The organism is Sphingobium sp. BHU LFT2 (genome assembly GCF_018604485.1).
Classification (GTDB): Bacteria; Pseudomonadota; Alphaproteobacteria; order Sphingomonadales; family Sphingomonadaceae; genus Sphingobium; species Sphingobium yanoikuyae_A.
Map to the genome: position 1 here is coordinate 699467 of NZ_JAFCGW010000001.1, position 21525 is coordinate 720991.

The 21525-nt window shown below is 65.9% G+C and carries 21 protein-coding genes; 12 read left to right on the forward strand and 9 right to left on the reverse strand.

The annotated features are described in order from the left end of the window. Entirely contained in the window at positions 1-438 is a 438-nt protein-coding gene (locus tag JQK15_RS03440; RefSeq protein ID WP_037515798.1) for a response regulator, read from the forward strand. Here the strand turns inward: JQK15_RS03440 and JQK15_RS03445 are convergent. Beyond that, the gene (locus tag JQK15_RS03445; RefSeq protein ID WP_214863424.1) at positions 383-1900 is read right to left on the reverse strand and encodes a sensor histidine kinase; all 1518 of its coding nucleotides are present in this window, start codon (positions 1898-1900) and stop codon (positions 383-385) included. The two genes, JQK15_RS03440 and JQK15_RS03445, sit on opposite strands and share 56 nt — an antisense overlap. After that, a complete protein-coding gene (gene murA, locus JQK15_RS03450) occupies positions 1893-3176 on the reverse strand; it encodes a UDP-N-acetylglucosamine 1-carboxyvinyltransferase (protein WP_214863426.1) in 1284 nt (427 codons plus the stop codon). The genes JQK15_RS03445 and murA overlap by 8 nt, the downstream gene beginning before the upstream one ends. A 208-nt stretch (positions 3177-3384) precedes the next feature. Here murA and JQK15_RS03455 point away from each other — a divergent pair, with 208 nt between their 5' ends. Next, positions 3385-4122: a Crp/Fnr family transcriptional regulator gene (locus tag JQK15_RS03455; protein WP_214863428.1), complete on the forward strand. Its 738-nt coding sequence runs from the start codon at positions 3385-3387 to the stop codon at positions 4120-4122. Positions 4123-4133: 11 nt separating this feature from the next. Here JQK15_RS03455 and JQK15_RS03460 read toward each other — a convergent pair whose 3' ends face one another. Continuing rightward, positions 4134-4700 carry an HNH endonuclease gene (locus tag JQK15_RS03460; protein WP_004210158.1) on the reverse strand — a complete coding sequence of 189 codons (567 nt, stop codon included), beginning with the start codon at positions 4698-4700 and terminating at the stop codon, positions 4134-4136. A 93-nt stretch (positions 4701-4793) separates the two neighbouring features. Here JQK15_RS03460 and gluQRS point away from each other — a divergent pair, with 93 nt between their 5' ends. The 6 genes from gluQRS (at position 4794) to egtD (ending at position 9829) form a co-directional block, all read left to right on the forward strand. Further along, positions 4794-5699 (forward strand): tRNA glutamyl-Q(34) synthetase GluQRS, encoded by a 906-nt coding sequence (gene gluQRS, locus JQK15_RS03465; protein ID WP_214863430.1) that lies wholly within the window; start codon positions 4794-4796, stop codon positions 5697-5699. A 9-nt stretch (positions 5700-5708) separates the two neighbouring features. After that, a complete protein-coding gene (locus JQK15_RS03470) occupies positions 5709-5942 on the forward strand; it encodes a twin transmembrane helix small protein (protein WP_004210155.1) in 234 nt (77 codons plus the stop codon). A gap of 6 nt (positions 5943-5948) precedes the next feature. Beyond that, positions 5949-6524: a cob(I)yrinic acid a,c-diamide adenosyltransferase gene (locus JQK15_RS03475; protein WP_214863432.1), complete on the forward strand. Its 576-nt coding sequence runs from the start codon at positions 5949-5951 to the stop codon at positions 6522-6524. 126 nt (positions 6525-6650) lie between these two features. Beyond that, positions 6651-7505, forward strand: coding sequence for a GGDEF domain-containing protein (locus tag JQK15_RS03480; RefSeq protein ID WP_214863434.1), 855 nt, complete (start codon positions 6651-6653; stop codon positions 7503-7505). Positions 7506-7598: 93 nt separating this feature from the next. Further along, a complete protein-coding gene (egtB, locus tag JQK15_RS03485) occupies positions 7599-8867 on the forward strand; it encodes an ergothioneine biosynthesis protein EgtB (RefSeq protein WP_214863436.1) in 1269 nt (422 codons plus the stop codon). A gap of 5 nt (positions 8868-8872) precedes the next feature. Continuing rightward, entirely contained in the window at positions 8873-9829 is a 957-nt protein-coding gene (gene egtD, locus JQK15_RS03490) for an L-histidine N(alpha)-methyltransferase (protein ID WP_214863438.1), read from the forward strand. Between the two features lie 482 nt (positions 9830-10311). Here the strand turns inward: egtD and JQK15_RS03495 are convergent, their stop codons facing one another. The 3 genes from JQK15_RS03495 to JQK15_RS03505 form a co-directional block, all read right to left on the reverse strand. After that, the gene (locus tag JQK15_RS03495; RefSeq protein WP_214863440.1) at positions 10312-11022 is read right to left on the reverse strand and encodes an HAD family hydrolase; all 711 of its coding nucleotides are present in this window, start codon (positions 11020-11022) and stop codon (positions 10312-10314) included. A gap of 83 nt (positions 11023-11105) precedes the next feature. Next, positions 11106-12161, reverse strand: coding sequence for a DUF1176 domain-containing protein (locus JQK15_RS03500; RefSeq protein ID WP_214863442.1), 1056 nt, complete (start codon positions 12159-12161; stop codon positions 11106-11108). A 66-nt stretch (positions 12162-12227) separates the two neighbouring features. Next, positions 12228-13541 (reverse strand): NupC/NupG family nucleoside CNT transporter, encoded by a 1314-nt coding sequence (locus tag JQK15_RS03505; protein ID WP_004210148.1) that lies wholly within the window; start codon positions 13539-13541, stop codon positions 12228-12230. A 128-nt stretch (positions 13542-13669) separates the two neighbouring features. Between JQK15_RS03505 and JQK15_RS03510 the strand changes: the two genes are divergently transcribed. The 4 genes from JQK15_RS03510 (at position 13670) to JQK15_RS03525 (ending at position 18105) form a co-directional block, all read left to right on the forward strand. Next, positions 13670-14950, forward strand: coding sequence for an MFS transporter (locus JQK15_RS03510; RefSeq protein ID WP_251007529.1), 1281 nt, complete (start codon positions 13670-13672; stop codon positions 14948-14950). A 115-nt stretch (positions 14951-15065) separates the two neighbouring features. Then, positions 15066-15968 carry a dioxygenase family protein gene (locus JQK15_RS03515; protein WP_069336854.1) on the forward strand — a complete coding sequence of 301 codons (903 nt, stop codon included), beginning with the start codon at positions 15066-15068 and terminating at the stop codon, positions 15966-15968. 14 nt (positions 15969-15982) lie between these two features. Then, on the forward strand, positions 15983-16744 hold the full coding sequence (locus JQK15_RS03520) for a response regulator (RefSeq protein WP_247594401.1): 762 nt from the start codon (positions 15983-15985) through the stop codon (positions 16742-16744). Further along, positions 16741-18105, forward strand: coding sequence for a sensor histidine kinase (locus JQK15_RS03525; protein WP_353047176.1), 1365 nt, complete (start codon positions 16741-16743; stop codon positions 18103-18105). The genes JQK15_RS03520 and JQK15_RS03525 overlap by 4 nt, the downstream gene beginning before the upstream one ends. On the opposite strand, the gene JQK15_RS03530 is transcribed toward JQK15_RS03525, so the two are convergent. The 3 genes from JQK15_RS03530 to typA form a co-directional block, all read right to left on the reverse strand. Next, on the reverse strand, positions 18102-19277 hold the full coding sequence (locus tag JQK15_RS03530; RefSeq protein ID WP_353047177.1) for a hypothetical protein: 1176 nt from the start codon (positions 19275-19277) through the stop codon (positions 18102-18104). The two genes, JQK15_RS03525 and JQK15_RS03530, sit on opposite strands and share 4 nt — an antisense overlap. Positions 19278-19384: 107 nt before the next feature. After that, positions 19385-19555 (reverse strand): hypothetical protein, encoded by a 171-nt coding sequence (locus tag JQK15_RS03535; RefSeq protein WP_004210141.1) that lies wholly within the window; start codon positions 19553-19555, stop codon positions 19385-19387. Between the two features lie 139 nt (positions 19556-19694). Continuing rightward, positions 19695-21512 carry a translational GTPase TypA gene (gene typA, locus JQK15_RS03540; protein WP_004210140.1) on the reverse strand — a complete coding sequence of 606 codons (1818 nt, stop codon included), beginning with the start codon at positions 21510-21512 and terminating at the stop codon, positions 19695-19697. Positions 21513-21525: the final 13 nt, after the last annotated feature.

Consider the following 21525-nt stretch of genomic DNA (forward strand, 5'->3'; position numbering starts at 1 on the left):
ATGAGCAAGAAGATTCTGATCGTCGAGGACGAGATTTTCGTCGCGTTGGAAATCGAACAGATTGTGCAGGATGCCGGCTTCGATGTCGGCGGCATCGCGGCCGACCGCGAGGCGGCGATGGCCGCCGCCGAATCCTGCGACATCGCCCTGGTCGACCTCAACCTGCGTGATGGCCCCACCGGCCCCGCCATCGGCATGGAACTGGCCAGCCGCTTCGGCATCAAGGTCATCTATGTGACCGCAAATCCGGCGCAGATCGGCACGGCTTCCGTTGCGGCGCTGGGCGTCGTCACCAAACCCTTCCGCGCACAGAGCATTGCCCAGACCGTGCGCCTGGCCGCCACCGAAGCAGCCGACCTCGCCACAGCGGAGATTGCCGGCTTTACACCCTTCCCGCCGCAGCGCGGTGCATCGAGCGTCGCGGTATCCGCAGGCTGAGCCGAAGTCCTTCGGGACACCATTGCCGTTCGAGCTGACCACCCAACTGACGCTCGACGCTAAGCGCGATCAGGCGACTGCCAAAGCCTTCGCTAGCGATCGGCGCCACACTCGGTCCGCCCTCTTCGCGCCAGTCGAGCCGGATATCCTCATCCTGCATCACCACATGCAGCGCGATAAAGCCATCGGGCGTCGATAGCGCGCCATATTTGGCGGCATTGGTCGCCAGTTCATGAAACAGCAGCGCCAGCGGCGTCGCCGAGCGATCATCGATCGGCGGATTGTCGCCTGACAGTTGCAGTCGTTCCCGGCCGCCATAGGGCGCAAAAATCTCCTCCAGCACGCCATGAAGCGATGCCTGCTCCTCCGCCATGCTGACGCCACCGCCATGTGTGCGGACGAAGTCATGCGCCCGCCCCAGCGCCAGGATACGGTCGCGCAGGTCGTCCGCCCCTTCCTGCATGCCCGGACGCTCGCGCGCTGACAGGCCGATGAGGCCGGCGATGACGGAAAAGATATTTTTGATCCGGTGCGACAACTCATGCGCGATCATCTCGCGCTCTTCGAGCATCAGCTTCTGCTCGTGAATCTCGGTGCAGGTGCCGATCCAGCGGATGATCTGCCCCTGCGCGTCGCGGATCGGCAGGGCGCGCCCCAGCGTCCAGCGATAGAGGCCGTCGCGGTGCCGCAGCCGATATTCGATTTCATAGGGATCGCCGCTCGCCAGCGAATGGCGCCATTTCTCCCAGGCCTTGGGCTGGTCATCGACATGGAACATGCCGTTCCAGGCATCGCCATCGGTCGATCCGGCCGGCACGCCGGTATATTCATACCAGCGCGCATTATAATAATCATGATAGCCGTCGGGCAGGGTCGACCAGACCATTTGCGGCATGGTGTCGGCCAGGGTGCGGAACATGCGATCGCTATCCGCCACCGCTGCCGCGTCGAGCCGCTGCTGGGCGATCACGTCGCGATCGCGGCGGCGCCCTTCCAGTTCCACCATCACCTGCCGCGCCAACAGCGACAGCCCCTGGCGCTGCAGCGGGGTCAGGTCATCGCGCGGCACCGTATCGATGACGCAGAGCGCACCCAGCGGCTCGCCATCGCCGCCGACCAGCGGCGCCCCGGCATAGAAACGGATATGCGGCGCACCGGTGACCAGCGCATTGTCGATGAAACGCGCATCCTGCGTCGCGTCGGGCACGACAAAGATATTGTCGCCCAGCATGGCAAGGGCGCAGAAGGAGACGTCACGCGGCGTCTCCTCCGCATCCAGCCCGACCCGCGCCAAAAAGCGCTGCCTTACATCCTCGACAATGCTGACGAGCGCGATCGGCGCCCCGCATAGTTGCGCGGCGAAGCTGGTAATGTCGTCAAGGGTACGGAAACCGCCGGCGTCGAGATCATAAAGCGCCAGCAGCGCCGCCCGATCCGTTGCCAGGCCGCGTCCGTCAGCCATCGCTGACCCGCTCAATGTCGGCGCCGACGGCCGAGAGCTTTTCCTCCAGCCGTTCATAACCGCGATCCAGATGATAGACGCGGCTGACGATGGTCTCGCCTTCGGCAGCAAGGCCGGCCAGGATCAGGCTCATCGATGCGCGCAGATCGGTCGCCATCACCGGCGCACCGACCAGCTTGTCGACACCACGCACCACGGCGGTGCGGCCGTTGACGCTGATGTCGGCACCCATGCGCGCCAGTTCGGGCACATGCATGTAGCGATTCTCGAAGATCGTCTCGGTCAGGACCGACGCGCCCTCCGCCTTGGTCAGCATCGCCATGAACTGCGCCTGCATGTCGGTCGGGAAGGCTGGGAAAGGCGCGGTCGACAGGGTCAGCGGCTTGAGCTTGCCGTCGGACGAAACGCGGATGCCGTCGCGATGCTCGTCGATCTGCACGCCAGCGTCGCGCAGCGCAGCCAGGATGGCGTGCATATCGTCGGCATTGGCGCCGATCAGGTCGAGCGAACCGCCGGTGATCGCCGCAGCGCAGGCATAGCTGCCCGCCTCGATACGGTCGGGCATGACGCTGTAGGTCGCGCCGTGGAGACGATCGCGGCCATGGATCACCAGCTTGTCGGTGCCCACGCCCTCGATATCGGCGCCCATCGCGATCAGCAGCTTGCAGAGATCGACGATCTCCGGCTCGCGCGCGGCATTTTCCAGGATGCAGGTGCCCTTGGCGAGCGAGGCCGCCATCAGCGCATTTTCGGTCGCACCGACCGACACCACCGGGAAGGTATAGATGCCGCCGGGCAGGCCGCCATCGGGCAGGCTGGCGCGGACATAGCCGGCCGCGATCTCGATGATCGCGCCGAATGCTTCCAGTGCCTTGAGGTGCAGGTCGATCGGACGGTTGCCGATCGCGCAGCCGCCGGGCAGCGACACCCGTGCCTCGCCGGCGCGGGCGAGCAGCGGGCCGAGCACCAGGATCGACGCGCGCATCTTGCGCACGATGTCATAGGGAGCCTCGGTCGAGGTCACGCGACCGGCGCGCATCGTCATGACGCGGCCGAAATCCTCCGGACGGGCGCCCTCGATCATGGTCGACACGCCAAGCTGGTTGAGCAGATGGCCGAAGCTGTCGACGTCGGCCAGGCGCGGCAGATTGCGCAGCGCGACGGGCTCGTCGGTCAGCAACGCGCACGGCAGCAGCGTCAGGGCAGCGTTCTTAGCGCCGGAGATGGGAAGGCGGCCATTGAGTTGCTTGCCGCCGCGAATGTGAATGCGGTCCATTGGCTAGGTTTCATAGCGTCTATTGCGCGCCGTGCAAGGCGCGCGCGCGGTCGTTCGGCGTGAAAAACGGGCAGGGACGGGCGCGGCGGAAGACTATTTTCGCGGATCGCCGCAACCTTGATCGAGTTTAGTGCGCCTTGCCGAAATGCAGCCAAAAGGAGGTTGGGGCGTTCTGCCATCGTAACAACAATTTCAAGAAGAAGGTGTATTGGTGGCGACGAGCTGTTTCGCGGAAAGACTGGCCAAGACGGTTCCCCTGTCCGACGCAGAAAAAGCAGCATTGGCTCGGCTGGAAGAAAATCCCCGCAAGATCAAACGCGGGGCCATGATCCAGCGCGTCAACGAGACGATCACTGAGTTGTTCGTGCTGCGCGAAGGTCGGGTCATGAGCTATGTCATCCTGCCCGATGGCAGCCGCCAGATATTGCGCGTCTACTTCCCCGGCGATTTCATCGGTTCGGCCAGCACCGTTTACAGCAAGGCCCCGGAATCACTGGTCGCCCTGTCGGACGCCATCGTCTGCCCGTTCGACAAGCATGCGCTGCGCCGGTTGCTGGAGGAATATCCGCGCGTCGCTGCCCTGCTGTTCCTGCTGTCCAATGCGGAGCGGGTGGCGATGACCGACCGGCTTGCCTCGCTCGGCCGCACATCGGCCAGGGCGCGGGTCGCCTCCTTCCTGCTCGACATGTTCGATCGGCTGCGCGTGACCGACGACAGCATCACCGACAGTTTCGACCTGAAGCTGACGCAGGAGGAGATTGGCGACGCGATCGGCCTGACATCCGTCCATGTGAACCGGATGATCCGGCAGATGGAGCAGGAAAAGCTGATCAGCCGCGCCAATGGCCGGATCACGCTGGTCGACATGGCCCGGCTGGAAGAGATCGGCCATTATACCAATCGGCACAAGCATATGGACCTGGACTGGCTGCCCGCGATGAGCTGACGCGCCGCGCGTCAGGCCAGCAGTTCGACATCCCAATAGAGCCAGTCGTGCCAGCTTTCGTGGAGATAGCCGGGCGGGAAGGCGCGGCCATGCTCCTGCAACTGCCAACTGGTCGGCCGGATCGGCTGGACATGCAACTGCATGCCCGCTTCGCGCGGGGTGCGCCCGCCCTTCTTGAGATTGCAGGGCGAACAGGCGGTCGCGACATTCTCCCAGGTGGTGCGGCCACCCGCGCGGCGCGGCACGACATGGTCGAAGGTCAGATCCTGCGTCGTGCCGCAATATTGGCAGCTGAAACGATCGCGCAGGAACAGGTTGAACCGGGTGAAGGCCGGATGCTCCGAGGGCCGCACATATTGCTTGAGCGCGATGACCGAGGGGATGCGCATCTGCAGGCTGGGGCTGTGGACTTCCCGCTCATAGGAAGAGACGATATCCACCCGCTCCAGAAAAATCGCCTTGATGGCGGTCTGCCAGGGCCACAGGCTCAGGGGATAATAGCTGAGCGGTGTATAGTCCGCATTCAAAACCAGCGCCGGGCAGTTTTCCGGATGCCGTATCAGGTCGGGATGGTACATAGTCGCCTCTACCCCCTTGCCGACGCCGCTGATCGACCAACAACGTGACAAGAGCATGACAGCATTAACGAATATCCGCCGTCAAGAGCCTGTATGACTCAATCCACCGCACCACAGCATCTTGTGAGTCGTTTCGCGCCAAGCCCCACCGGTCGATTGCATGTCGGCCATGGCTGGTCGGCGCTGATGGCGATGGACCTGGCACGGGCCGCGGGTGGCGCCTTTCGCCTGCGGATCGAGGATATCGACGGCACCCGCAGCCGGCCCGAACATGTCGACGGGATTGTCGAGGATCTGCGCTGGCTGGGCGTGGCATGGGATGGGGAGATCATCTTCCAGTCGCAGCACCTGGCCGACTATGACGCGGCGCTCGACCGACTGCGCGCGATGGACCTTCTCTATCCCTGCTTCTGCACGCGCGCCGATATCCAGGCGAGCCTGACCGCGCCGCATGGCCCGGAAGGCCCGGTCTATCCCGGCACCTGTCGCGCCCTACCGATCGCCGTGCGCGCGGAGCGCATCGCGGCGGGCATGCCCCATGCCTGGCGGATCGACATGCAGGCGGCGGTCGCACGGGCGGGGCCACTCCGCTGGGCCGCCCTGCCCTATCCCATCGACCTTGATGCGCACGCCATCGACAGCCCTGCCGATCCGGCGGCGGCCGGCGATGTCGTGCTGGCGCGCAAGGATGCGCCGGCCAGCTATCATCTGTCCTGCACGCTGGACGATGCGGCTATGGGCGTCACCCATGTGCTGCGCGGCAATGACCTGCGCGCCGCGACCGACATCCATCGCCTGCTGCAGGCGCTGCTCGACCTGCCAAGCCCCGCCTATATCCACCACCCGCTGCTGCTGGGCGCCGATGGCAAGCGGCTGGCGAAGCGGGACGGCGCGATCGCGCTCGCCGAACTGCGCGGCGCCGGCATGGACCCGCAGCGCCTGGCCGATGATCTGCGCGCCGGGCGCTTTCCGGTTGGCATCACCGCCGGAGCGGCCTAGCATCCCCCTATGACCACCGTGCTCGTCATCGCCCTGATCCTTGCCATGGCCGCGACCCTGTTCGCGCTTGTCCGCGGCATCATCGCCTTCCTCCAGGCGACGAAGGAGGAACTGAACCTGCCGGAGGGGGCGCCGCGCCCGTCCAGCCTGAAGCAGAACCGGATGATGATGAACCGCATCCTGTTCCAGGCCGGCGCCGTCATCATCATCGCCCTGTTGCTGATGATGAAGGGCAATGGCTGAGGGCTGATGGTCAAGCTCAACAAGATCTACACCCGCACCGGGGACGCGGGCACCACCGGCCTGGTCGATGGATCGCGCCTGCCCAAACATGCGCCGCGCATGCAGGCGGTGGGCGACGTGGACGAGGCGAACAGTGCGATCGGCCTGGCCATATTGGCGATCGGCGACAGGCCCGAAGCGGCCTGGCTGACCACCATCCAGAACGACCTGTTCGATCTGGGTGCCGACCTCGCCACGCCGATCCCGGACGGCGCGGACGAGCCCTGGGCGCTGCGCATCATTGCCGGCCAGGTCGCGCGACTGGAACAGCAGATCGACGACATGAACGCCGATCTGGCTCCGCTCGACAGTTTCATCCTGCCGGGCGGCAGTCCGGCCGCCGCCGCCGTCCATCTCGCCCGTGCGATCACCCGCCGCGCCGAGCGCAGCGCGACGGCCGCCGCCGTCGATGTCGCACTCAATCCGCAGGCGCTGTCCTATCTCAACCGCCTGTCCGACCTGCTGTTCGTGCTCGCCCGCCGGCTGAACGACAATGGCGCGCGCGATGTTAAATGGGTGCCGGGCGCGTCAAGACAGGTCTGATTTCAACGGCCTGGCTACCATCGGCCACGCTTTGCCTTGCAGCGCAACATTAACCCTATTCATTCAGAGCGCGTTTAGCCAATTCTCCAAATTTGCGGGTTATTCGCAATTAGTGAGAGGGCCAAGATGCAATTCTATCTGGCAACATCCTTCATCTTTCCGCGCAGCCTGCGCCTGCGCCTGTTCGCACTCTGCTTCGTCGCGACCCATTTGCCGCTGATCGGCTATATCAGCTGGGGCATGGCCACCGGCCGGATCGCGCTGGCCGAGTTCCTGCTGCTGCTCGGCGCCACGCTGGTCGGCACGATCATGGCGCTGATGGGGATCGGCGCGCTACTGAGCCCGATCCATGCGCTGGCCGATACGCTGCGCCCCGACAGTCCCGAGGCACCGGTCCTGCCCGAAGTCGGCGACGTGATCCGCACCCTCTATGCCGGCGTTCATCGCGCAGCGACATCGACCCGCGCGCAGATGGACGAATTGCAGGTGGCGGCGCATGAAGATCCGCTGACCGGTATCGCCAACCGGCGCGGCCTGCTGGCCCAGATCGACGAGCTGCCGGTCGAGAAGCGCCAGGGCTGCATCGCGATCATCGACATCGATCATTTCAAGCAGGTCAATGACCGGCTGGGCCATGACGAGGGCGACCGGGTGCTGCGCGATTTCGCGACCCGCCTGTCCGCCCAGATCCGGCGCATCGACATGGTCGCGCGCTGGGGCGGCGAGGAATTTGCCGTCTTCTTCCAGCATTGCATCGAGGATGAGGCGAGCTGGTCGCTGGCGCGCCTGGCCGAGCAGATTCGCGAGCATCCGCTGGGCGATGTCGATGGCCGCCCGATCACCTTTTCCGCCGGCATCTGTCGCTGGAAGGGCGAGGAGATGGACGAGGTGCTGCGCATGGCAGACCAGGCACTGTACGAAGCCAAGGCCAATGGCCGCAACCAGCTGCGCCGTGCCCGGCCGGAGCGCACCGCCGCCTGATTCTGCGCCGCGGCGGGCCGGCAAGGAACCGACCTGCCCGGTCATGCGCTTACCCCTTGCGAGAGCGGTGCAACCGTATCGAAAGGGGCGTGCATGGCCAAAATCTGGATCCAGCCCGGACAGGACGCGCTGGCGGAACGCTATCGCGCCGTCCGCGCCCTGACGCAGGCGCTGGCAGCGCCCCTGTCGGACGCGGATGCCACGGTGCAGTCGATGCCCGACGCATCGCCCGCCAAATGGCATCTGGCCCATGTCAGCTGGTTCTTCGAAACCTTCGTCCTGCGCGATCATGTCGAGGGCTATCGCCCGTTCGACGACCGCTTCGCCTATCTGTTCAACAGCTATTATGAGGCGGAAGGCCCCCGCCATGCCCGGCCGATGCGGGGCATGCTGACCCGGCCGAGCCTGAACGAGGTGCGCGCCTATCGCGCCCATGTCGATGCCGCGCTGCTGGCCGCCATGCCGCATCTGCCGGAGGCCGCCTGCACGCTGGTGACGCTGGGGCTGCACCATGAGCAGCAGCATCAGGAATTGCTGCTGACCGACCTGCAGCATCTTTTTTCGCTCAATCCCATCGCCCCTGCCCTGTTCGATGCGCCCAGGGCGATGCCCGCGCCGGTGCCCGGACCGCTGCACTGGATCGAGGGACGCGAGGGGCTGGTCGAGATCGGCGACGACGGCAAGACCGGTTTCGCCTTCGATTGCGAGGGGCCGCGCCACAAGGTCTTCCTGCGCCCCCATGCTTTGGCCCACCGGCCGATCACCAATGGCGAATGGATCAGCTTCATCGAGGATGGCGGCTATCGCGATCCGGCGCTGTGGCTGTCGGATGGCTGGGCATGGGTCCAGGCGGAAGGGATCGAGGCGCCGCTCTACTGGCAGCGCGGCGAGAAGGGCTGGACCCGTTTCGGCCTGGACGGACGCCAGCCGGTCAATCCCGCCGCCCCGGCCTGCCATATCAGCCTGTATGAGGCCGACGCCTATGCCAGTTGGGCGGGCGCGCGCCTGCCGACCGAGGCGGAGTGGGAAAGCGCGGCGCTCAACATCGCGCCGACCAGTGGCGAGCAACTGGACGGCGCCGCCTGCCCCCGCCCCCGCGCCGCCGAAGACGGCACCAGCCTGACCCAGATGTTCGGCGATGTGTGGGAATGGACCGGCAGCGCCTATCGCCCCTATCCCGGCTTTCGCACCGCCCCCGGCGCCGTCGGCGAATATAATGGCAAGTTCATGTCCGGGCAGTTCGTGCTGAAGGGCGGCAGCTGCGCCACCCCGCGCGGCCATGTCCGCGCCAGTTACCGCAATTTCTTCCACCCCCATCAACGCTGGCAGTTCACGGGACTGCGGCTGGCCAAGGATCTGTAAGCCCCATGCTGCTGACACATGACATGCCCGCCGCCCGCACCATCGACCCGGCATTCCGCCGCGACATATTGGCCGGCCTTGCCCGATCGCCCAAGGCGACCCCGCCCATCTGGTTCTACGACCGGCGCGGATCGGAATTGTTCGAGGATATTACCGACCTGCCCGAATATTATCCGACCCGCACCGAAACCGCGCTGCTGGCCGGCCATGGCAGTGATTTCGCCGCCGCCATCGGCTCCGGCCGGGCAGTGGTGGAATTCGGCGCCGGCAGCGCGCGCAAGACGCCGCACCTGCTGCGCGCGATCAATCCAGCCGCCTATGTGCCAATCGACATCAGCGGCGATTTCCTGCGCGCCAGCAGCGCCGAACTGGCGAGCGCCTTTCCCGGACTGCCGGTGCTGCCGCTGGTCGGCGACTTCACCGGCACATTGGCCCTGCCCGATGCGATCGACGGCCTGCCCCGGCTCGGCTTCTTCCCCGGCTCCACCATCGGCAACAGCGAACCGGACACCGCCGTCGACCTGCTGCGCGCGATGCGCCGGTTGCTGGGCAACGATGCGATGCTGCTGATCGGCATGGACCGGATCAAGGATCGCGACCGACTGATCGCCGCCTATGACGATGAAGCCGGTGTCACCGCCGCCTTCAACCGCAATCTGCTGGTGCGGATCAACCGCGAACTGGAGGGCGACCTGCCGGTCGAGGCCTTTGCCCATCGCGCCATCTGGAATGACGAGAAGGCGCGGATCGAGATGCATCTGGAAGCGACCGAGCCGCTGCATTTCCATGTCGCGGGTCAATGTTTTCACATGAAGGCCGGCGAGACCATTCACACCGAGAGCAGCCATAAATATGGCGCGCGCGATGAACGGCTGCTGCTGCGCGCGGGCGGATGGGAACCGACGGCCGAGTGGATGGACCCGGACGGTCTGTTCGCGCTGGTGCTGGCGAAGGCGGGGTAGAATCTGCCGGGGAATTTCACGCGACAGTCGAAGTTCACAGTGTCGTGGGGCCGATTCCGGCCCAATGCGCTGGCTATGCGCCTGGCACGCGCCGATGAAGCGACAGTAGCGCGACAATCGGGTCAGGGCGACGCGCCTTCGACGCGACACGGACGCGACAGCGAGGCGACAGTGGGCGGCTGAAACGCCATGGTCCGGGGTTGGAATGAAGTACGGCTTCCATCGCCCAGGATAGATCAGAGAAAGGCCGAGTAGGAAAGCGAGGGTGAGGGTCTTCTTTCGACCAGAAGCGGACATTCCTCCCCGGAACGGGGAGGTGGCAGCGCGAAGCGCTGACGGAGGGGCAGGTGCCTCTTAGCGCTGCGCTATTGGGCCTGTGCCCCTCCACCACTCGCTGCGCGAGTGGTCCCCCTCCCCGTACCGGGGAGGAATGTCTTGTTCCCACCCCAACTCCGCCGTCCCAGCGGTATGATGCCTACCGCCTATTCCGTCGCCAGCAGCAGGTCGCGCAGGTCGTGCAGGCTGGGCAGGATCGCGCTGGCCGCCAGGACCAGTTCCTCGGTCGGCGGTAGGAGGTCGGGAACCATCACGGTCGCCATGCCCGCCGCCACGCCGGCGCGGACGCCGGCATGGCTGTCCTCCACAGCGACGCAATCGGCCGGATCGACGCCCAGCCGCTCAGCCGCCAGCAGATAGGGCTGCGGGTCGGGCTTGGGGCGGTCGACGTCATTGCGGGTGACGACGGTCTGGAAATAAGGAAGCAGCCCCGCCTTTTCCAGCCGCTGCTGGGCATAGGGTGCCATGGTCGAGGTCGCGATCGCCATCGGGATGCCGGCCCTGGCCAGATGGTCCAATATGACTTCCGCGCCCGGCCGCAGCGGAATGCCGGCCTCCAGCGCGGCGACGAACAGTGCGTCGCTGTCGGCATAGAATTGATCGACCGGAAAGTCAGGGCCCATACGGTCAGCCAGCATCCGCAGATTTTCGTCGCGATGGATGCCGACCATCGACAGCAGCATCTCGTCCGACATCGGCCAGCCCATCGCGGCGCCGGTGCATGCGAAGGCATCGCGATGCGCGGCCTCCGTATCCAGCAGCGTGCCGTCCATGTCGAAGATGACGGCGCGGATCGGGTTGGGCAGCGCAGCGGCGGCTTGCGGCGGCGCGTCGGAAAGGGATGCGGTGCTTGCCATGCCCTTCATATGGTGTGTGCGCTGCAATATTTCCATTGCAAAGCGCGCCATCGGGGCTGCAATTTTCCTATTGCAGCCGCGTCCTATTCGACGACCTGCGCGGTCCAGACGGGAATCCAGCGCCAGGCGCCACGGCATTCGCCCATGCTGGTCGCTTCGGTCAGGCGAAAGCGGCTGCCATCCCAGACATAGGTCTGGCTGGTGCCGCAATCGCCGATGCCGCGCCCCTTGGCGAAGCTTTGCAGCAGCGACTTTTCAGGCGCCCAGCCGGCATTGACCAGGGTGGGATGGCCGATCTCCTCCGTGCCCCAGCCGGGGGCATAGTCGAACGGCGCGAAGCGGAAGCTGCGGCGGCCCGGAATGCCGCTCGCGATCACCGGCACGGTGGTGAAATTATAGGCGCCAGAGCCACAGGGAACCAGGATCAGCGTGTCATTCTTCGACAGGCGATGCAGTTCGGACTGGCCATTGGCCATCTCGTCGGTGCAGCCGGTGAACTTGCCGAGCGCGGTCCGCTCCTCGCGCCACAGCGCGGCCGGAGCATCGCCCGCCGCGATGATCGCGCGATGGATCGCCGGCGTCGGCGGCGCGACGCGCACCGCCAGCGGACCGAGCGGCCCGGTCGCGACCAGCGCGGTGGTGGTGCCGGCCCGGCCCTGGCGCGCATCCATGTAGCGGATCGCCGCGCCCGCGCCCGCAAGCGAGGGACGACCGAGCGACCGGTTGCCGGTGCGCACTTCCATCGTGCTGCCGCGCGCCATCGCGATCGCCAGCGCCGACGCCTGCGGCCCGCGCAGGGTGGCGTCGCCATCGCGCGCGGTCACCGTCGCGACCTTGCGGCCGTCGACCAGGAAGCTGACGTCGGAGGAACCCTTGGCATCGCGGCTGACCCAGACTTCGGCCGCGGCATCGGGACCAGCCGAACGGGCGACGCCGACCATCACCGGATTGTCGGGCCAGTCGCCACCGGGCAGCAGCGACACCGCCTCGCACCGGTTGCGATTGTCGCAACCGATGGTCCAGTCCTTGTAGGTTTCAAGCGTGCCAGGCTTGGGCGCGGGCGCGTTGGTCTGCGCCGTTGCCATGCCAATGGCGCCGATGGCCGTTAAGACGGCCGCGAAAAATCTAAGTTCCCCCATCGGTTAACCATAACCGATTTGTTAAGCCGGGGGTAGGGCCTCTGTTAAGTAATCGAAATGATTTGGTTAAAGGCTTAACATCAACCCGGCCAGCGCGGCGCTCATCAGATTGGCCAGGCTGCCGGCGACCAGCGCCTTCAGCCCCAGCTTGGCGATCATCGGCCGCTGATTGGGGGCAAGGTTGCCGGTCACCGCCATCTGGATCGCGATCGAGCTGAAATTGGCGAAACCACATAGGGCAAAGGTGATGATGGCGATGGTCGAGGGCGACAGGCCGTCCTGCACCTGGCCGAGATTGATGTAAGCGACGAATTCGTTGAGCACGACCTTGGTGCCGAACAGGCCGCCGGCCACCTGCGCCTCGTTCCAGGGAATGTTGAGCAGATACATGACCGGCGAGAAGACATAGCCGAGCAGCTGCTGGAAGCTGAGTTCGGGATAGCCGAAGATGCCGCCGATACCGCCGAGGATGCCGTTGGCGAGTGCCACCAGCGCGACGAAGGCCAGCACCATGGCGCCGACGGCGACGGCCAGCTTGACACCGGTCTGGGCACCCTGCGCCGCCGCCATGATGATGTTGGCGGGCTTTTCCTCGTCATGGGTGGCGACGGGCATGGGTTCGCCCGGTGTGGTTTCCGCGTTCAGCACCGCCGCGACCGCAGCCGCACGGCGCGTTTCGGGCAGGTGGATATCATCCTCCAGCGGCAGTTCCGGTTCGCATTCCGGTTCGTCGGGCATCATGATCTTGGCCATCAGCAGGCCGCCGGGCGCCGCCATGAAGCTGGCCGCGAGCAGATAGTCGATCTTGATCCCCATCGAGGCATAAGCGGCGAGGATGGTGCCGGCGACGCCCGCCATGCCGCTGGTCATCACCGCGAACAGCTGCGGCCCGTTGAGGCCGGCGAGATAGGGACGGATCACCAGCGGGCTTTCGCTCTGGCCGACGAAGATGTTGGCGGCGGCGCACAGGCTTTCCACCTTCGACACGCCCGTCACCTTCTCGATCGCGCCGCCGACCCAGCGGACGATGAACTGCATGATGCCCAGATAATAGAGGATCGACACCAGGCTGGCGAAGAAGATGATCACCGGCAGCGCGGCGATGGCGAAGCTGGCGCCGCCGATTTCGGGCTTCGCCAGCGGGCCGAAGATGAAATTGGTCCCTGCCTGCGCATAGCCCAGCAGATTGGCGACGCCATGCGACATGCCCGCGATGATGGCGCGTCCGGCCGGCACATAGAGCACCAGCAGCGCGATCCCCGCCTGCAGCAGGAAGGCCGCGCCGACCACGCGCAGCCGGATCGCGCGGCGGTTGGAAGAGAGGGCAAAGGCAATGGCAAGAATCAGCAATATGCCGGCGAGGCCGATGAGAAGATGCATGAAGCGCTTTCGCGGGAATGGGCAAACCGCGCGACTATACAGGGCCAGCGCGCGGAAACCAGCAGGGAATCCCGCCCCGCGATATAAATGAGATAGTCTCGCTTTTTGTCGGCAAATCGATCAGAACCATGACGACACAGAAGATGCGATGGGGAGAGGCGATGCTGATGGAAACCGACAAGCCCGGTGCCGCTACGGAATGGCGGCGTCATTATATGCTGCCGATCGCGGCCGCGCTCGGCTATGCCACCAGCGTCATCCATATCTATGGGCTTGGCCCCTATATCCAGCCGATCAGCGACCAGTTCGGCTGGACGCGAACGCAGGTGACGGTGGGCCTGACCCTGTCCACCCTGGTCCAGGCCGTCTTTTCCGTGCCGATCGGCCTGATGGTCGACCGGCTGGGGCCGCGCATCTTCGGGCTGGTCGGCGTGCTGCTGACCTGTGGCGCCTTTGCCCTGCTGGGCACGGCGACCGGCAGCCCCGGCCAATGGTATCTGCTCTGGGCACTGCTGGCGCTCGCGACCCTGCCGGTGCAGGCGACGATCTGGACCAGCGCCGTCGCCACCCGGTTCGAGGCGTCACGCGGCCTGGCCTTTGCCATCACCCTGTGCGGCGCATCGATCGCGGTCGCCATCTTTCCGCTGATGGGCAGCTGGCTGATCGGCCAATATGGCTGGCAACGCGCCGCGCCGATCCAGGCGGCGATCTGGGCGGCGTGCAGCTTCCCGCTGATCTTCCTCTTCTTCCGCGGCGCGCGAGATCGGCGGCGCGGCGAGGCCGAGACGGCCAATGCCGCAGCGCCCGCGATCGGTGCCACGCTGGCCGAAGGGGTGCGATCCTCCATCTATCATCGCCTGCTGCTCGCCAGCCTGCTCTTCACCTTCACCATCATCGCGCTGGTCGTGCATTTCGTGCCGATCCTGACCGATCGCGGCGCGGACCCGATGCGGGCGGCCGGCATAGCCTCGGTCGTGGGCCTTTGCTCGATCATCGGCCGGCTGGCGACCGGGCTGCTGCTCGACCGGTTCCGCGGATCGCTGGTCGGCGCCGGCGTTTTCCTGCTGCCGGCGGCTGCCAGCCTGTTGTTGCTGGGCGCGGGGAATAATGTCGCGCTGCTGATCGCGGCGGCAGCGCTGATCGGCCTGACACTGGGTGCGGAGGTCGATGTGATCGTCTATCTCACCACCCAGCATTTCGGCCTCAAGACCTTTGGCGGCCTTTATGGCGGACTGCTGATGGCACTATCGGTCGGCACCGCCACCGGGCCATTGGGCGCGTCGGCGATTTTCGACCGCTTCGGCAATTATGCGCCCTTCCTGTGGATAACGCTTGTCCTGATGGTCGGCAGCAGCCTGGCGCTTGCCAGCCTGCCGCGCCCGGCCTTTGCCCGGCCGCGCGGCCATTGAAGGGACCATTGACATAAAGCGCTACAAAGCCGCCACGTCGAGACATCGCGCGGATATATGGCGCGCCTAGTCCTGCCCTTCTGACAGTCCACAGACGACAGAAGGGTAGAGCGAGATGATGCAGGATGGCGCGCATGACGACCATGGCCATGGCCTGGCCGATGACCTGGCGCAGATGCGCAAGCTGGCCGGCGAGGCGATGGGCCGGCGCCGCACGTTGCGCCTGCTCTTTTCGGCCGGCAGCGCCGCGCTGATCACCGCCTGTGGTGGTGGCGGCAGTGACAGCGACACTGACACATCGACCGCCACGCCGACACCCACCCCTACCCCGACGCCAACACCCACGCCGACCCCGACGTCGAGCAGCTGCATCGCCGATCCGGAGGAAACCAACGGCCCCTATCCGGCGGACGGGTCCAACAGCAGCAATGGCAGCGTCGTCAATGTGCTGGACGACACCGGCATCGTGCGCACCGACATACGGTCGAGCTTCGGATCGTCGAGCGGCACCGCCGAGGGCATCTATATGCAGCTGACCATCACGGTGGTGAACGTCAATGGCAGCTGCGCGCCGCTGGAGGGCTATGCCGTCTATATCTGGCATTGCACCCGCGACGGCCTCTATTCGCTCTACACCGTGCCGGGCGAAAATTACCTGCGCGGCGTGGGCGTCACCGATGCCAATGGCCAGGTGACCTTCACCAGCATCTTCCCCGGCTGCTATGACGGGCGCTTCCCGCATATCCATTTCGAGGTCTATCCCAGCCTCGCCAAGGCGACCAGCTATGCCAATCGCGTGCTGACGTCGCAGTTCGCGATGCCGACGGATGCCTGCAACACGGTCTATGCGACCAGCGGCTATTCCAGCAGCAAGACCAATTTCGCCAAGATCACCACCAGCAGCGACAATGTGTTCGGCGACAACACGTCGGCCCAGGTCGCGGCGATGACGCCCACCATGACCGGCGATACGACCAATGGCTTCACCGGCACGGTGACGGTCGGCATCGCCATCTGACAGGAATTATGCGGATGACTTTGCAGGGATCGCCTTCAATCGATATGCTGACCGCCAATATGGACGGATCGCGCATATTGGTGGTCGACGATGATGCGGACATCCGCATCCTGTTGTCGGATTTTCTGGAGCAGCATGGCTTTGCCGTGACCGCGGTCGCGGACGGCGTGGCGATGGATCAGGCGCTGGCGGCGCAGACTTTCGACATCGCCGTGCTGGACGTGATGATGCCGGGCGAGGACGGGCTGTCGATCCTGCGCCGACTGGCCGCGAACGGCGACCTGCCGATCATCATGCTGTCGGCGATCGGCGGCGATATCGACCGGATCGTCGGGCTGGAAATGGGGGCGGAGGATTATCTGCCCAAGCCGTGCAATCCGCGCGAACTGCTCGCCCGCGTCCGCACCGTGCTGCGCCGCAATCGCCGCCAGACATCGGAACCGCAGGTGCCCGCCGGGCAGCGGCTGCGCTTTGCCGGCTGGCAGGTCGACATGGGCGTGCGCCTGCTGACCGACCCTGACAATGTCGTCGTCACCTTGACCGATGGCGAGTTCCGCCTGCTGCGCGCCTTCATCGAGCATCCGCGCCGGGTGCTGAGCCGCGACCAGTTGCTCGACTATTCGGCCGGCAGCGACGCGGAAAGCTATGACCGGGCGATCGATGTCCAGGTCAGCCGTCTGCGCCGCAAGCTGGAACGTGGCGAGATGGGCGACGAACTGGTCCGCACGATCCGCAACGAAGGCTATATGTTCACCGCCGAGGTCCGCCCGGCGTGAGCCCGGCGATGCTGCCGGGCGCCGGCGAGCGGGGGCGCTACAACCCCTCGATCCTGACGCGGATCGTTTTTCTGGTCGCCGCCACCCTGTTGCTGGCGCTGGGCGCGATGATGCTGGTCGCCTTCCGCGGTCCCCCGCCCCACGCCCGGCCGATGATGCTGGTGGAGGCGACCGGCCTGCTGCGCGGCGGCACCCAGCCGCCCGGCAGCTGGCAGATCAGCCGCTATCAATCGGATCGTGCGCCTACGGCCGACGCGGGGCAGGAAAGCAACCGTGCGGGAGCCGAGCGCATTGCCGGCCTGCTGGGCGTGCCGGCCAATGCGGTGGCGCTGATCCAGGAACGGCCGCCGATCGGCATGCCGCGTCCCGGACCGGAGATCGAGCCCCGGCCCGACATGGGGATGGAGTTCGACCCCGGCCGGATGATGCTGCGCGGCAGCTTTGCCCTGGCCGTGCGCGAGGATGGCAGGAACTGGTCGGTGCTGCTGGGGCGGCAGGGGCCGAACTGGCGCTGGTATGCGATCACCCTGTCGCTGATGGCGGGCATCTTCATCCTGCTGCTGCTGCCGGCCTATTGGGTGGCGCGGCGCATCACCCAGCCTATCCGCCTGCTGGCCGAGGGCGCCGCGCGCGAGCGGCCGGAGCGCGCCGAGCCGCTGCCGATCGGCGGCCCGCCCGAAGTGCGCGCCATGGGCATCGCCTATAATCACATGCGCGCGCGGATCGCCGATTATGTGTCGGAACGCACCGCCATGCTGGTGGCGATCGCCCATGACCTGCGCACGCCGATGACGCGCCTGTCCTTCCGCCTGGAACAATTGCCCGACGGCCCGCGCGCCAAGGCGCAGGCGGATGTGCAGGAAATGCGGGCGATGGTCACCGACCTGCTCGATTTCATGCGCGAAGGGACCGAAGGGCGCCAGCGCGCGCGCATCGACCTGTCGGCGATCGTCGAGACGCTGGCCGACGATCTGGCCGACATGGGCCATGATGTCGTCGTCACCGCCAGCCAGCGCGCGGTGATAGAGGGCGACGCGCTCGCGCTGCGCCGCTGCATCGGCAACATGGTCGAGAATGCGGTGCGCTATGGCGGATCGGCGCGGGTCAGCCTGCGCATCCAGGGCGCACGGGCGATCGTCGATGTCGAGGATTCCGGCCCCGGCGTTCCGCCCGAGATTCTCGACCGGCTGTGCGAGCCCTTCTATCGCGGCGAAGCGTCGCGCAATCGCGAGACCGGCGGCGTGGGCCTGGGCCTGTCGATCGCCCGCACCATTGCCGAGGGACATGAGGGCAGCATCGGCTTTGCCAACCGGACCGAGGGCGGATTGCGCGCGACGGTGATCCTGCCGCTCGACCGCTAAAGCATCATGCCCTTCAGTTCCTGCAGCACCATCGCGGTCGGCATCGACAGGAACATCGCCACCAGAAAAGGTGCCAGCGTCGCCGCGATAAGGATCAGCAGGCTGCGCAGGTCGACCGGAAGGAAGCGCATCGCATAGACGTTGGAGACCACGCCATAGAGGTCGGCCGCCGCCGAAAAATCCGGCGCGGAGAGAAGATCGGGCTGTTCCTTCGCGCTGCCATCGAACCAGCGATCCTCGAACGACCGGCCCAGCGCTACCGCCAGCGCGCCATAATGCATCGCGTTGCGCCGCCAGGCCCGCGCCATGACCGGGCGGAACACGCCCAGCGGCGCAACGCACAGCAGCAGCACCAGCGCCACCGTGCCACCGATCAGGAAGCCGCCGGTCATCGGCGTCGCAGCGCCCTGGAGATGGACGTTGGCGAAACGGCCCGCGGTGATGCAGCCGATCCCCAGCGCAAAGGTGCCGAAGGCCCGGACCGACTGGGCCAGAAAGCCCAGGCCGCCGGCATTGTCGGGATGGGCGACGACCAGCCGCAGGTCCATGGCCGCGACCTTGTGCAGCAGCCGCGTCCACACGAGGATGCGCCAGAGCCAGCCCATGAGCAGCGTCAGCAGCAACGGCAGGCTGACCAGCATATGCCACCAGCCGGCCGCCGATAGCCGCCCCGGCCCGGCGATGGTCCAGGCCGGCAGGCCATGGTTCGAAATGCCGGTCGCGAACAGCCACAGGATGATCGCATAGGCGGCGAGCAGCACCAGCAGTTCGGCGACCGGCGCACGAACCGCCGCGCGCGTCCTGGCCAGTTCAGCCCTCAATCCGTCCCCGGCATCGGGCGGGATCAGCCCGGAAATGGCGAAATGGCGCACCACCGCGCCCAGCCGCCGCGCGGTTTCGACATGGGCGACCAGCAGGAGCGGCACGGCAAAGGCGAAGCGGGCATGCGCCCCGATGTCGCGCAGGAAATGGCGCAGGTCGCCGACCCGGTCATGGCCCGGCAGGACGAGGATGAGCAGCAGGAGCGGCAGCCAGCCGACCGCCAGCGCAAGCAGGGCGCGGGCGCGCACCGTGGGCAGCGCCGGCACCGACAGGCGGACAAGGCCGGGCAGCCCGCGCGGCGGCCCCCATTCGAACAGGTCGTGCCCCTCCGCGTCCGCTTCGTTGGTCACATGCACGCCCTTCCGCTTCGCCTCGGCTCATCCGAACCGCGACGATAGGAAGCATGCCCTTCCCGCCTATCGGGATTTATGCTGAGCCGACCGGAAAATAGCGGCCGTCACGGGTTGGCGGACTTGCCGTCCTTCTTGGCCTTGTGCGCCTTGAGCAGCGCGTCGATCTCGACGATCCGCTCGCGTTCCGGCGTGCCCTTGGGCAGGCCCTTGAGGCGGCATTCGGCCCATAATTTGCGCCGCTCGGATTCCAGCGCCTTGAGATAGAGATCGGCCATTGCAGCCTCCTGGATAAAGGAAAAGGGCCGGCGCCTCGCGACACCGGCCCTTTCATATCTTGTCTAGCCGGAAATCAGGCGGCCTTAATAGGGCCACCCTGATAAATCAGGCGGCCTTCATATGGGCCACCCTGATAAATCAGGCGGCCTTCGAACGGCTCATGCGCTTGCGCTCGTTCGGATCGAGGTAGCGCTTGCGCAGACGGATGGTCTTGGGCGTGACTTCGACCATTTCATCGTCGTCGATATAGGCGATCGCCTGTTCCAGCGTCATCTTCTTCGGCGGGGTCAGGCGGACGGCGTCGTCCTTGCCGCTGGCGCGGAAGTTGGTCAGCGCCTTCGACTTCATCGGGTTGACTTCGAGATCTTCCGGCTTGGCGTTTTCGCCGATGATCATGCCTTCATAGAGGGCTTCACCCACGCCGACGAACAGGATGCCGCGATCTTCCAGCGGACCCAGCGCATAGGCATTGGCTTCGCCGGCGCCGTTCGAGATCAGGACGCCATTCTTGCGACCTTCGATCTTGCCCTTGTGGGGGCCGTACTTCTCGAACAGGCGGTTCATGATGCCGGTGCCGCGCGTGTCGGACAGGAATTCGCCATGATAGCCGATCAGACCGCGCGAGGGCGCGGAGAAGGTAATGCGGGTCTTGCCGCCGCCCGAGGGACGCATGTCGGTCATCTCGGCCTTGCGGATGTTCATCTTGTCGACGACCGTGCCCGAGAACTCATCGTCCACGTCGATGACGACGGTTTCGTACGGCTCGGTCTTGCCGCCATTCTCGTCTTCGCCGAACAGCACGCGCGGACGCGAGATGCCGAGTTCAAAGCCTTCGCGGCGCATGGTTTCGATCAGAACGCCCAGCTGAAGCTCGCCACGACCGGCGACTTCGAAGCTGTCCTTGTCGTCCGATTCCGTCACCTTGATGGCGACGTTGGATTCGGCTTCGCGGGCCAGACGATCGCGGATCATGCGGCTCGTCACCTTGCTGCCTTCACGGCCGGCCATCGGCGAGTCGTTCACGGCAAAGCGCATCGACAGGGTCGGCGGATCGATCGGCTGGGCCTTGATCGGGGTGCTGACCTGCGGGTCGGAAATGGTGTTGGCCACGGTCGCGACGGTCAGGCCGGCGAGCGAGATGATGTCGCCTGCCTTGGCTTCCTCGACCGGCACGCGGTCCAGGCCCTGGAACGACATGATCTTCGACGCACGGCCGGTTTCGATCACGTTTCCTTCGGCGTCGAGCGCGTGGATCGGCTGGTTGACCTTGACCGTGCCCGACTGGACGCGGCCGGTCAGGATACGACCCAGGAAGTTGTCGCGGTCGAGCAGCGTCACGAGGAAGCTGAACGGCGCGTCCTGATCCAGCGACGGCGGCGGGACGTGATCGACGATCTTCTGGAACAGCGGCTCCAGCGTGCCTTCACGGCGCTGCGAATCCTCGCTGGCATAGCCGTTGCGGCCCGAGGCGTAGAGGACGGGGAAGTCGAGCTGTTCGTCGGTGGCGTCGAGCGTCACGAACAGGTCGAACACTTCGTCCAGCACTTCCTGGATGCGCTCGTCGGGACGGTCGACCTTGTTGACGACGACGATGGGCTTCAGGCCGAGAGCAAGGGCCTTGCCGGTCACGAACTTGGTCTGCGGCATCGCGCCTTCCGACGAGTCGACCAGCAGGATCACGCCGTCGACCATCGAGAGGATGCGTTCGACTTCACCGCCGAAGTCGGCGTGGCCGGGCGTATCGACGATGTTGATGCGGGTGCCGTTCCATTCGACCGAGGTGGGCTTCGCCAGAATGGTGATGCCGCGTTCCTTTTCCAGGTCGTTCGAGTCCATGGCGCGCTCTTCGACGCGCTGGTTGTCGCGGAAGGTGCCGGACTGGCGGAAAAGCTGGTCGACGAGCGTGGTCTTGCCATGGTCGACGTGCGCGATGATCGCGATATTACGCAGGGACATGTCTTGCCTTTGG